14 protein-coding genes are annotated in these 12,863 nt (G+C 37.5%); 10 read left to right on the forward strand and 4 right to left on the reverse strand.

The genetic code is table 11. From position 1 onward, the window contains the following. Positions 1-24: 24 nt before the first annotated feature. A complete protein-coding gene (gene lptC / locus U0R11_RS03440; protein ID WP_406749814.1) occupies positions 25-477 on the forward strand; it encodes an LPS export ABC transporter periplasmic protein LptC in 453 nt (150 codons plus the stop codon). Here the strand turns inward: lptC and U0R11_RS03445 are convergent. The 4 genes from U0R11_RS03445 to recN are packed head-to-tail and all read right to left on the reverse strand — an operon-like array spanning position 474 to position 3,591. Beyond that, the gene (locus tag U0R11_RS03445) at positions 474-905 is read right to left on the reverse strand and encodes a c-type cytochrome (protein WP_406749815.1); all 432 of its coding nucleotides are present in this window, start codon (positions 903-905) and stop codon (positions 474-476) included. The two genes, lptC and U0R11_RS03445, sit on opposite strands and share 4 nt — an antisense overlap. Beyond that, the gene (locus tag U0R11_RS03450; protein ID WP_406749816.1) at positions 906-1,517 is read right to left on the reverse strand and encodes an SCO family protein; all 612 of its coding nucleotides are present in this window, start codon (positions 1,515-1,517) and stop codon (positions 906-908) included. 1 nt (position 1,518) lies between these two features. Beyond that, entirely contained in the window at positions 1,519-1,914 is a 396-nt protein-coding gene (locus tag U0R11_RS03455) for a hypothetical protein (RefSeq protein ID WP_406749817.1), read from the reverse strand. Positions 1,915-1,926: 12 nt separating this feature from the next. Further along, positions 1,927-3,591, reverse strand: coding sequence for a DNA repair protein RecN (gene recN / locus U0R11_RS03460; RefSeq protein ID WP_406749818.1), 1,665 nt, complete (start codon positions 3,589-3,591; stop codon positions 1,927-1,929). 143 nt (positions 3,592-3,734) lie between these two features. Here recN and sucD point away from each other — a divergent pair, with 143 nt between their 5' ends. The 9 genes from sucD (at position 3,735) to U0R11_RS03505 (ending at position 12,819) form a co-directional block, all read left to right on the forward strand. Then, positions 3,735-4,613 (forward strand): succinate--CoA ligase subunit alpha, encoded by an 879-nt coding sequence (gene sucD, locus U0R11_RS03465; RefSeq protein WP_406749819.1) that lies wholly within the window; start codon positions 3,735-3,737, stop codon positions 4,611-4,613. Between the two features lie 86 nt (positions 4,614-4,699). Continuing rightward, positions 4,700-5,812 carry a hypothetical protein gene (locus U0R11_RS03470; protein WP_406749820.1) on the forward strand — a complete coding sequence of 371 codons (1,113 nt, stop codon included), beginning with the start codon at positions 4,700-4,702 and terminating at the stop codon, positions 5,810-5,812. A gap of 91 nt (positions 5,813-5,903) precedes the next feature. Further along, positions 5,904-6,692 carry a uroporphyrinogen-III synthase gene (locus U0R11_RS03475; RefSeq protein WP_406749821.1) on the forward strand — a complete coding sequence of 263 codons (789 nt, stop codon included), beginning with the start codon at positions 5,904-5,906 and terminating at the stop codon, positions 6,690-6,692. 112 nt (positions 6,693-6,804) lie between these two features. Then, positions 6,805-7,806, forward strand: a complete 1,002-nt coding sequence (locus U0R11_RS03480) for a PorP/SprF family type IX secretion system membrane protein (protein WP_406749822.1) — start codon at positions 6,805-6,807, stop codon at positions 7,804-7,806. A gap of 159 nt (positions 7,807-7,965) precedes the next feature. Further along, positions 7,966-9,078, forward strand: coding sequence for a T9SS ring complex lipoprotein PorK/GldK (gene porK, locus U0R11_RS03485; RefSeq protein WP_109323656.1), 1,113 nt, complete (start codon positions 7,966-7,968; stop codon positions 9,076-9,078). A gap of 40 nt (positions 9,079-9,118) precedes the next feature. Then, complete coding sequence (gene porL / locus U0R11_RS03490) at positions 9,119-9,871, forward strand: type IX secretion system motor protein PorL/GldL (RefSeq protein ID WP_406749823.1); 753 nt, start codon at positions 9,119-9,121, stop codon at positions 9,869-9,871. Positions 9,872-9,905: 34 nt separating this feature from the next. Then, on the forward strand, positions 9,906-11,501 hold the full coding sequence (gene porM / locus U0R11_RS03495) for a type IX secretion system motor protein PorM/GldM (protein WP_406749824.1): 1,596 nt from the start codon (positions 9,906-9,908) through the stop codon (positions 11,499-11,501). Between the two features lie 13 nt (positions 11,502-11,514). After that, the gene (gene porN / locus U0R11_RS03500; protein ID WP_406749825.1) at positions 11,515-12,417 is read left to right on the forward strand and encodes a type IX secretion system ring subunit PorN/GldN; all 903 of its coding nucleotides are present in this window, start codon (positions 11,515-11,517) and stop codon (positions 12,415-12,417) included. A gap of 138 nt (positions 12,418-12,555) precedes the next feature. Then, the gene (locus U0R11_RS03505; RefSeq protein ID WP_406749826.1) at positions 12,556-12,819 is read left to right on the forward strand and encodes a hypothetical protein; all 264 of its coding nucleotides are present in this window, start codon (positions 12,556-12,558) and stop codon (positions 12,817-12,819) included. Positions 12,820-12,863: the final 44 nt, after the last annotated feature.

Here is a 12,863-nt window from a genome sequence, read left to right on the forward strand (position 1 = left end):
AAAACAGCTAAAAATCTGATTTATGTGGGCCCAAAATCCGAATTAACGGATATTGATATGGTCTATTCTGATTCGGCAAGAACCGTTGTTCGAATGGTGACGCCATCTCAAATCACCCTATACTCTGAAGATCGAGTGTATCCCAAAGAAGTGAAACTATGGTTTTACGACAAAATGGGAAATGTGACTTCTCAAGTTAGAGGAGATTCTGCTCATTTTTTTAGACAAAAGAATTCATATAAAATGATGGGCAATGTGGTGATTTTTAATGTTCAACAAGCAGAAACATTAAAGACTGAGGAATTCACATGGTTGCCTGAGGAGAAGCGAGTTTTCACTGATAAGCCAGTTCAAATTCGTACCAAGAAAGAAATCATTTACGGTGTAGGAATGGACGCTGCCCAGGATTTTACCCATTATTCCTTACGTCACGTAACTAATTCAGTCTTGACTGTGGAGAGTTTACCGACCAACTAATTACAGTTTTTTAATGCCAATCGAGCACTGTCCAAGGAAAAAATCCGAGGATCATTACCCCATTTATCACGCAGATATGTCACAATTTCAGCTACATCCAGTGCTTCTAATTTACTGTTTCCCGGCATGTAATTTTGATACGATTTTTGATTCACAAGTATGGCTGATTTTTGGCCATTCTTAATGATACATGCAACTTGACTCGCATTTAATCTTTTCCATAGATCGGTTTTGGACAAAGGTGGATACAAATCTTTTAATCCCGAGCCATCCTTCTGATGGCAATTTTCACAGTGTTTCTCATATTGCATCATTCCTTCCACCACATATTGCTGCCTGAAAATTTCTTCTTTGCTTTGACAGGAGGATTGAACAACTAGTAGTATACTGGCAGCGAATAGGCCAAAAAATGCTTGCTTAATTCTCATTTATTTTTCTTTCAATAATAGTTCGATGTCTTCCATTAAATGATTGACCTCTTGTTCCTTTGTTCCATCATAAATACCGCGTACATGACGCTGTTTATCCACAAGAATAAATGCACCACTGTGTACAAATCCTCCCGCTTCATTTTTGTCTTCTTGTGCTGTGACCATGAAACTTTTTTGTCCTAATTCATAGATTTTAGACTTATCTCCAGTGACCAAATTCCATTTGGGAGCTTTGACTTGTAATCTTGTCGCGTAAGCATTCAACACATGCGGACGGTCAAAGTCTGGATCTATACTAAACGACAATAAGGCGATTTGGTTTTCATTGGCATAGCGTTCATATAAACGTAACATCTGCGTTTTCATTTTTGGACAAATGGTAGGGCATGAGGTAAAGAAAAAATCTGCTACATAAATTTTCCCCTCATAATTTTTGTCACTTACCCAGGTAGAATCTTGATTTAAAAATTGAAAAGCTGGGATTTGGTGATAAATAGTATCCACCTTTCCCGCTTTTACCACCGTATCTTTATGTCCTAGAATAGGTAAGTTTTTTTTCTCCTGACAAGCTGAAAATAGTATGAAGGTGAAGAAAAATAGTCTCCTCAATTTATTTTTTATATTGATTGGCGGCATGTAGGGTTGAGTCTGTTAATGTTTCTACCGTTTTTAATTTATTCAATTGCACTTGTAAATAAATGAGCTTTGCTTTGAAATCCATGTTAGACAAAGAGTCAATGGAAAATTGATGCATCCAATTCATCATTTCGTTATCCGCTTTATCCAAAGATTGAATCAGTTTCTTTACATGTACCGAATCAGGGCCTTTACTCAAACTGTCCAAGCTTGTTTTTAATTGAATGATTTTTTCTGTTTTGGGCATTAATTCGTCATGCAATGTCATGACAGAATCATTTAGCTTTTTTATGGCAGCATCTTCGGTTTGGCTACAAGATGCTAGAGCAATGATGACAATAAAAAAGTAGAATAAGTTATTGGATTTCATATCAGGTTTTATCTAGGATAGATTAGCATTCATAAGTTTGCGGACATTTTCTTTCAAATCAAGATATCCTGATTGTCCACCAATCATTTTAGCAATTTCATCAATTCGATCTTCACCTTCTAATGTTTTTATGCTAGAGACCGTTTTTTCACCTTCATGATTTTTATATACAAACCAATGAGTTTGGCCAGTTACTGCTATCTGCGGTAAATGAGTGATGGCAATCAATTGGTGTTTTTGACTCATTTGAGTTAACATTTGACCCATTTTAATGGCAATTTCACCAGAAACACCCGTATCAATTTCATCTAAAATCAAAGTAGGCAGCGCTCTTTTTTGTGCTAATAAATGCTTGATGGAAAGCATCAATCGACTTAATTCTCCACCCGAGGCTATTTGCTTAAATGGTTTAGGGGCCAAACCCTTATTGGCAGAAAAAAGTAATTGAATTTTGTCTTGACCAGTTTTTGTCAATTTGGTGGATTGAGTGTCCCAAGCCATTTGTGCATTGGGCATTCCTAATTGCTGTAAGGATGCTTGGAGTATTTCCTCAATGGCATCCAATGATTGCATACGGCTATTATGTAATTCCATTGCTTTTTCTTGTGCCAAATTTTCAGCTTGTACAAGAGCTTGATTGGCTTCTTCTAAGGCTTGGTCAACATTTTCATATTGAGCTAATTCCTCGGAAAATTGATCCCTCGTGGCGATTAAATTGGCTATATCTTTTGATTGATATTTTTGTAAAAGTCGATTCAAAAGGTCTAGTCTTTTTTGGCATTTTTCCAATGCCACGGGATCCAACTGAAAGGATTCAGCTTCTCCTTCTACCTCTACTGATAGATCTTTTAATTCTATCCAAAGTGATTGAATGCGTTGATTCCATTGTTCAAATGTTTGACCCCACTTGGACAAACTCTGACTTAACTGCCGGGCTTGACCAATTTGTTCCATGGCAGCAGATTCTGATAAACTTAAGTAATTGGCTAATTGAGCCAACTTTTCTAGGATCTGTTCTGAATTTTGGAGTTTTTGTACTTGTTCACTGAGGTGCTCATATTCTCCAATTTCTAAATGAGCCTTGTCCAATTCTTCCCATTGATATTGTAGGAAATCAAGGGCTTGATTTCCTAATTTTGATTTTTGAGCCAATTGCTCTTGATGCTGTTGAGCTTGTTGAAATGCTTTATAAGCTTTTTCGTAAGATAATTTTACCACCTGATTTTGAGCAAAATCATCTACCAGTTCCAAGGCAAAATCAGGATGTCCCATCCAACCATTATCTTGCTGAGAATGTATGTCCACCAGTTCTTGACCAATCCGTTTCATGCTTTCCAAAGTAACAGGCGTGTCGTTGATAAAACATCTCGACTTTCCTTGAGGATTAATTTCTCGTCGGATCAAACAAGGATCTTCAAAATCAATCGCTTCTTGTTCAAATATTTCCTTCAAATGTGGATAGGCTGCAACGGAAAAAGTACCTTCAATAACACATTTTTTTTGGTCGTCATACAAGCTTTTATTATCAGCCCTTTGTCCCAATAGCAATGAAATGGCGCCTAATAAGATGGATTTTCCAGCTCCTGTTTCCCCTGTAATTACAGTCAAGCCCCCAGCTAGATGTAAATCAAGCTGGTCAATCAATGCATAATTTTGAACCTCTAAGTGCCTAAGCATGTATTTGGAATGGAAGCTTAAATTTACGGAAAATAATTTGTTGAAATATTTATTTACTCCCTCTTAAAGCTTTTTAAATTAATTTATCAATAATTTGTACCTTTGGAAAAATTTTTCGCCTTAGATTAATTAAACCAGACAAAATGAGTGTTTTAGTAAATAAAAATTCCAAAATTATAGTTCAGGGTTTTACAGGTACGGAAGGAAGTTTTCATGCCGAGCAAATGATCGCTTATGGAACCAATGTAGTCGGTGGTGTTACTCCAGGTAAAGGAGGAGGAACGCATTTAGATCGTCCTATTTTCAATACCGTTGCTGAGGCTGTAGATAAAGCGGGAGCTGATACATCCATTATTTTTGTTCCGCCGGCATTTGCTGCTGATGCCATTATGGAAGCTGCTGATGCTGGAATTAAAGTGATTATTTGTATCACAGAGGGTATTCCTACCAAAGACATGATTATTGCAAAGGAATATATTTCTACTAAAGAGTGTCGTTTAATTGGACCAAACTGCCCAGGTGTGATGACAGCTGAAGAATGTAAAGTAGGTATTATGCCAGGCTTTATCTTCCAAAAGGGGAAAGTGGGTATCGTTTCTAAATCAGGAACGTTAACCTATGAAGCCGTAGATCAATTGACTAAAGCAGGTTTAGGTCAAACCACAGCCATTGGAATTGGAGGAGATCCTATCATTGGAACTACCACTAAAGAGGCTGTTGAATTATTAATGAATGATCCAGAAACCGAAGGTATTGTGATGATTGGAGAGATTGGTGGTGGAATGGAAGCTGAAGCAGCTCGTTGGATCAAAGCGGATGGAAATAGAAAACCAGTAGTTGGCTTTATTGCAGGTCAAACAGCTCCTAAAGGTCGTCGTATGGGTCATGCTGGTGCCATTATTGGTGGCGCTGATGATACAGCAGAAGCTAAAATGAAAATTATGCAGGAATGTGGCATCCACGTGGTGTACTCTCCAGCCGATATTGGCGAAACCATGTTGAAAGCATTGTCTGCTAAGTAAAATACTAAAGGATGATTCCTTTTATTGAAAAATCTGCTTCATTCCACGCATTCGTGCTACGATGGAGCAGATTTTTTTTATGGTTTATGCTTTTTACTTCAACAGCGCAAGCTGCAGTTTGGAAGCCCTTGCATTCCATTGAGAAGGAATGGTTGGTTTATCAATCTTCCTGGAACAGTTTTTTGCCTTATATTCCAAGTCAACATTACGCTTACCATTCCAAATCCATACAACTAAGTAACCGGGATTATTACCAAGCTTATTTGACAATTAAACCCAAAGAAACCTATCATTTGTTCATTGATGGGGCATTTCAGCGCAAACTTGAAAAGGGTGAATTGGTCAGAATGTCTTTAGATAGTTTACTTAAAGAGCATCATAAAGAACAAGTAATAGCAACATTCTATAGTAGTAGCTTAGAGGGGCTTCCAGGAAACTTAAGTATTGAAAAAAAGTTTGATCAAGTGATTGCACAGAATAGGGAAGTTCAATTATTCTTGAATCGCGCTCCTGCCGTTTATACTCATTTTTTTACCCTAGGCTTTTTAGTACTATTGGCTCTTTCAGCTTTGTTATTTGCGGGATTCCCTCGCTATTTTCATGTATATTTTCGTTTTAGCGATTGGGTCAATTGGGAAAGTAAAGAAAATACCATGGTCAAAAGCCCTTTTGCTTTGGCCAACATGTATGTGCTTTTCATATTAAGCCTCCTGATTTCCTTATTGGCTTTTTATAATGGAATCAGCTACCGTTCGGGAGACGCTTTTTTTGTGAACGAAGAGAATTATAGTACCTTAATTCCTTCTCTATGGTTTGTTTTTTCTAGAACTTTATTGGCTTACTTTATTTTTATTTTACAATACTTCTTATTTCAGCTTTTTGCCAATTTATTTAAATTAAAATCAGTTGCGAATTTACATTTTTTCAAATCTATTCAGACTAATATTCAATTCTTTATCATCATTTTCATTGGAATAGGATTGTATGCTGTTTATCGTGGCCCCGCATATTCCATCGACATGGAAATTGTTTCTTATTTCCTAAACGCCTATTTTATCGTTCGTTTCATTTATTTTACCCAAGTTTTCAATAAAGTTCTATCAGTCAATAGATTATCTCTATATGCATATCTGATTATCACCGAAGCCATCGTCATTTTGTTTGGAATTCGAGAATTGATATTTCCACAATACACCTAGACTTTGGAGAGTGATTTTCAAGATTTTTTTTTGTATATTTGCCACATAAAGTTGACTATTCTAGATTGTCGAGTTAATACAAATTTGATTTATGAGTGAAATAGCTAACGTTGCTACCCCGGACATCAAGCGGTTAAAAAAAGTTAAAAGTATTTTAGTTACTCAAGCAGCACCTACTGATGCCAAGTCTCCTTATTTTGAGATTGAGAAAAAGTATGGTGTTAAAGTGGATTTTCGTCCATTCATTGAGGTGCGCGGAATAGCCTTTAAAGATTTCCGAAAGCAGAAGATTCATGTTTTAGAACATACGGCTATTATTTTTACTAGCCGTAATGCCATAGATCATTTCTTCCGTATTTGTAAGGAAGCCAAAATAGAAGTGCCATCAGATATGAAGTACTTTTGTATCACGGAGCAAACGGCCAATTACCTGCAAAAATACATCGTCATTCGTAAACGTAAAGTGTTTACTGGGACAAAGACCGCATTGGATTTATTGGAAATTATCAAAAAGCATAAATCGGAGAAATTTTTATTCCCTTGTTCTAACAAGCGCCAAAAAGATTTACCTGACTTTATGGGGACGAATGATTTTCAATTGACTGAGGCCGTCATGTACGAAACGGTATCAGCTGATTTGTCCGATTTAGAAGAAGTGTTCTATGATGTATTAGCCTTTTTTAGTCCATCAGGTATTACTTCTTTGTTTGAAAATTTTCCAGATTTCAAACAGAATAATACACGAATAGCTGCATTTGGATCAACCACAGCTCAGGCTGTGACTGATGCAGGTTTACTATTAGATATTCAAGCGCCTATGCCTAATGCGCCGTCCATGACAGGTGCACTAGAACATTATATCAAGCAAGCTAACGCTTAAAATGAAAGCCCCGATTCGGGGCTTTTTTGTTAATATATGTCATGGAGTTTTCTCGTTTGAAAATAATGCTTATTTTTAGCCATCAAATCGCCTAACAAGCTAAAAATTGAACATGCGCTTCAACAAGCAATCACTCATTTTACCCTCATGGATTTTTGTGTGCTTTGGCATAGGATTGCTATTTAGGAGTCCTAGTATGTTGGCACAGCAAGATCCGGGTTTAAGCATGTTTCAGCTAAATGCAATGAATCAAAATCCTGCTAATTCAGGATTAAGAGGGGCAGCATTTGCGCAATTGCACTACCGAAATCAATGGACACAGTATGAAGCTAGTATCGAAGGGCCAGGAAATCTGGGAACTCAATTACTCAGTGTTTCTCTGCCAATAAGTAAATTGAATCTAGGAATAGGTTTATTGGTTATGTCGGACAAGACTCCATCTGGAGTAGGTCAGCAAGCCATGAAAATTCAGTTGGCCTATCATTATACCATAGGAGAGGCCATTTTTTCTGTAGGATTACGAGGAGGATTACAAGGTAAATCATTTGACGGCCGAGTATATCGAATACGAGATGATAATGATCCTATTGCTAGCCAGTTATCGGGAAAAGTAATTAGTCAAAACCAATTTGACCTTGGTTTAGGGATGCTATATTCCAAAGACAATTGGCAAATCGGAGTATCAGCTGATCATCTGACTTCTCCAAAATTTACCATGGATACTCCGCAAGGTAATATGCCAGTTAATCTTGTGGCTGCTTTACACGGTTCAGCTGAAATCGCTTTGTCAGAGAATTTGGCCGCCATGCCATTCGCACAGGTGCGCTATTATTCGAGTAAAATTTTACCTGAGTTAGGAAGTAGATTCGGGTACAAAGATTTGTTCTGGTTAGGAGGATCTTACCGTTTAAATGATGCCGCAATAGGTATGGCGGGAGTGTCTTTATTACAGCAAAGATTAGATATTGGTTATTCATTAGATGTGTCCATGGTGCAAGCAGCGGTAAAAGCACCATTGACTCATGAGATTTTTATACGCTTTCAAATACCTTCTTTTCAATCCAATGGAATTAAGGGGCTTCCTGTAAGAACGCCTAGGTTTAAGATTTTATAGGATTTCAGTGTAAGGCATAAAAATTTGTACTTTTGCTGAAATATTCCTAGAAAATGCTTTAAATTTGAGGAATTTGAATGAGTGTGAGTAGGGTTAATTGTGTAAAAACAATTTTTTGAACCCTGTTACGTTAACAAACAGTAATTTTAATTTGCTTCTATGAATTTTCAATTTGTTGAAAAGAGATTAATAGTAGGACTGTCGATTTTGGCAATGGCTGTTGTTTTAAACAGTTGTGGATCCAAAAACTCAGGTGGTTCCAAAACACTAAGTAGTAAGAAAGGCTCTTCTGGTAAAGGAATTTTGGGAATTGGCAAAGCTAATAAAGAGGTTCCGGGTGTCCAGAATGGAGAGATTGTAGCTACTACTCGTAAAGGATGGTCACAGCCAACGCCTTATGGAATGGTATTAGTCCCATCAGGCAGTTATATGATGGGTCAAGCAGATGAAGAGGTATCACACGCAGGAGTTAACTTTAACAAGCGTGTAACTGTAGCCGCCTTTTACATGGATGATACAGAAATTACCAATCATGAGTACCGTCAATTCACTTATGCCTTATTGAAAGATTCAGTATCTGTTTTAGGAGAAGATAAAATCATGTCGGAATATTATCCTGACACCACAGTATGGAAGCGCGATTTTACGTATCACAACGGGGATCCGATGACCGAATATTATTTCTCTAGTCCAGCCTTTGATCAATATCCTGTTGTGGGTGTTAGCTGGGTGGCTTCCAAGTATTTTTGTTTGTGGAGAAGTAAATTGATGAATGATTATCGTAGAAAACAAGGTCAATTTATTTTACCTCGCTTTGAGCTTCCATCAGAGTCAGAATGGGAGTGGGCAGCACGTGGAGGAAGAGCATCGGCTAAATATCCTTGGGGTAATCCATATATTTCCAACGCCAAAGGTTGTTTATTAGCGAATTTCAAGCCTCACAGAGGTAATTATGATGCGGATGGTTATTCCTATACAGCTCCAGCCAATGCCTATGATCCCAATGATTTTGGATTATACAATATGGCAGGTAATGTGGCAGAATGGTGTGAAGATGCGTATGCAGACAATGCCGTAGCTGTCACTTGGGATTTGAATACCGTCAACAAAGATTCGGATGAGCCTAGAAAAGTCACACGTGGTGGTTCATGGAAAGATATTGCTTATTACCTAGAGACAGGTACCCGAGCTTATGAATTGGAACAAAACAAACGTTCATATATTGGGTTTAGATGTATGATGCGCTATTTGGGACGTCCTAAGCAAAACTAAATTTTACTCTTTATCTAAAATATATTACATTCTTTTTAACATGGAAAAATCAATCAATGTCATCGCTAGTTTTGGTGCGGCAGTAGTAATTGTAGGAGCCTTATTTAAAATTGTCCATTGGGATGGAGCCAACGAAATGTTAATGGTTGGGATGTTCACCGAAGCGGCCATTTTTATTTTGTTCGGGGTTTTGTACTTACAAGCAAAACCAGAAAAATCGTATGATTGGGAAAAGGTTTATCCAGAGTTAGTAGGCGGTGCTCCGGTAGCAAGACCCACTTCTACGAGTGGTATAGATGCTTTATCTAGCTTAAAAGGATTAGGCCCAGAAGTAGTGGAAGGATTGACAAAGAGTTTGAAGGGGCTAACCGAAACGGCCAATAGTCTACAAGATATTTCTAAAGCTACCGTGGCAACCCAAGATTTTGTGAAATCTTTATCTTCGTCTTCTGAATCTTTAGGAACCTTAAACAAATCGGTGTCTGAAGCAGCGAATTCATTAGGGGCTATTTCTGTTTCTTCAGTAGAAGCAGCTAAATATGCACAACAATATGCTAAAGCAGGTGATCAATTATCTACTTTGAATACCATTTATGAAACGGAGATCCAAGAGGCTACCAAGCACTTGAAAGCTATTAATAGTTACTATGGGAATGTTAATTTGACAGTTGAACAAATGGCCGCTACTCAAAAAGATGCGGAATTGTTCAAAACAGAATTGGCAAAATTGAATGCGAATATTCAATCATTGAACCAAGTATATGGTAGTATGTTAACAGCTATGAAAGGCTAATTTTTTTCCACTTTAGCTTTGATCTCATAAGTATATGGCAAGTTTAAAAGAGACCCCCCGGCAGAAAATGATCGGGATGATGTATTTGGTACTCACGGCCCTGTTAGCTTTACAGGTAAGTGATGCACTTTTACAGAAATTCACCTTGTTAAATAATAGTTTAGAAATTGCAAATCAATCGGCAAGTTCTAAGAATAAGAGTATGGTCACTGGTATTGAAGAACGCATTAAAGATCTTCCCAATCCAGCTGCTTATGCTGATATTCTTAAGAAAGCGAATGAAGTACGCAAATTGGCAGATGAATTAGTGAATCACATTGATGGATTAAAATCCAAAGTGATTGAATCAGGTGGAGGAATTGATCCAGAAACAGGAACAATTAAAAATCCAAAAGAAGAAGAGAAGGTATTTGAATTGATGGTAGGAGCTAATTCTAAAGGAGAAGCATATCAATTGGTTCCTATGTTTGATCAATATGTGGCCAAAATGCAATCTATTGCTGATCCAGGTACAAAATTTCCATCTTTGGCGCTAGCCGCTAAAGACGATCCTGTGGCGAGTCGTGATGCAGCACAATCCAATAAAGATTTTGCGGAATTGAATTTTGAACAAACACCAGTACCTGCTGCTTTAGCTACACTAAGCCAGAAGCAAGCTGAGATTAGACGTTATGAAACGGAAGTATTGAGTCAATTGGCTTCCAAAGTAGGAGCTAAAGAAATTAAGTTCGACAAAGTTTTTGCACAAGTTTCAGCCAATGCCAACACCGTGGTAGCGGGTATGGAATACCAAGCTGAAGTGTTCATTGCAGCTACTTCATCTGGATTTACTCCTCGTATGAGCTTTAATGGAGCTTCTATTCCAGTGGTGGATGGACGTGGTCAAATTAAATTTAAAACCTCTGGTGGTGGATATGATGCGAATGGGCTTTCTAAAAAGACTTATACTGCAACGGTGGCTTATATGAGTCCAGCTGGTCCAAAAACAGAATCCATCCAAAAAGAATATTTTGTATTAAAGCCTACCTATAATATTGAGACTGCTACTTTGCCAGCTTTATATTTAGGTTGTGCGAATCGTTTAAGTGTAGTTAGTCCAGGCTTAGGTGCTTTATGGAATCCTCAATTCTCGGCAGAGGGTGGAGAGGTTATTCCTGGCCAAAACAGAGGCAAGGTGACCGTTGTCCCTTCTTCAGCAAGCATTACGTTAAATGTGAACAATGGAGGTACTTTACTTGGGAAAGAAACGTTTAAAGTTCGTCGTGTTCCTAGGCCTGATGTACGCATCTTCGGTAATGGAGGTGAATTAAATGAGAAAAAAGGTACTAGTGCATCTGGTTTGAGAACCTTAGACGCTAGAGCCATTGCAGATGAGTCATTTAAAGCTACAAACCCCGATGATGCCAATTACCGTGTGGCTCAGGTATATGTAGCTCTAGTGCGTGGTCAAAGAAAAATTGACGAAATAGCTAATTTACCTGGTTCTGGGTCAATTGCTAAGTTAGCTTCTCAAGCTCAGCCTGGAGATCGCTACTACATTGAAGTAAAAGAAGTTCAAAGAAAAAATTTCAAAGGAACTATTGAGACTATCCCTGTATCGATGGTCAAAAATATCCCTTTGAGTGATTAGGAAAACCCTGTATATGAAATCAGTCAATCAGTTATTATTGTTAATTTCTCTGATCTGTGGATTCAGTGCCCTGGCTCAAGAGAAACCTATTGATGAATCTAAGTTGAATTCAGTGCGCCCCATTGATCCAGCGAACATTCATTATAAAGCTCGCTTATGGCGCAGGATGGACTTGAATGAGAAAATTAATCAACCATTTTTCTCTGTCAATAATGAGATTTCTAAATTCTTAGTGGAATGGGTGGAAGCTGGTATTTTAGTACCTTATGTGAATGACTCATTAGTGACTAAATTAAGCACTGCGCAGTTTAAGGAAAAGTTACGCATGGATGATTCCATAGGTGAAGGAAGTCTATCCGAAGCAGAGAAAGCTGCTGGATTTGGTGCTGAAGGTGGGGATAAAAAAGCTGGTGAAGATGATGGTTGGGGAACAACCACAAAACCTGGTGCAACTGTAAAAAAAGCTGATGATTTTGATACAAAACCTGTAGCAAGTCTGGATTCTTATTTTTTTCCGAAAGAACTTTCAATCATTGAAATTAAAGAAGATGCGATCATCGATCGTCAACGTTCGAGATTGTATTTTGATATTCAGGCACTTACCTTAATTATTCCAGCTTCTAAAACAAAAGCTGGATTTGATAAACCTGTAGCATCTTTCCGATATAAGGATGTGTATAAGTTGTTTAGAAGTAACCCCAATTGTATTTGGTACAATGCAGAAAATGAAACTCAACACAAGAACATGGCCGACGCCTTTGATTTGAGAATGTTTCAGGCTAGAATCATCAAAAAAGGAAACCCAGAAAATAAATTCTTAACGGATATTTATAGTTCTGATCGTGAGGGACTCTTAATGTCTCAGCAATTGGAATATAAATTATTGGAAATGGAACATGATATGTGGGAAAACTAAAATAATAATTTTTAGAAGGAAAGGAGGCCTAAGCCTCCTTTTTTTATGTCCAATTGGTTGATATTCTCTGTTATTTATCAACTTATTTGTACACTATTATTCATCTATATTCGAAATTGTGACATTAAATTTCTAACCATGCAATGTCTTAAACAATTAGAACGCTTACATCGAATTCATCGATTAATTCAACAGGAATCTACTGGTTCTGCGGCTTCCTTTGCCGAGCATTTACACATGTCGCCCCGTCAACTTGGTACCTACATGGAAGTATTACGGGATATGGGAGCGCCCATAACCTTTTGCTCAATTATTAAGAGCTATAAATACAGTTTACCTGTCAAGTTTGATTTTGAATTGCGACTTTTTGTGTCGGATAAATTGGTTTATTCTTTAGATTAATCAGATTCCAGCGAAATTTGGACATGATTTATTATAATTATTCA

Source organism: Aquirufa salirivi, assembly GCF_045310485.1.
Lineage (GTDB): Bacteria > Bacteroidota > Bacteroidia > Cytophagales > Spirosomataceae > Aquirufa > Aquirufa salirivi.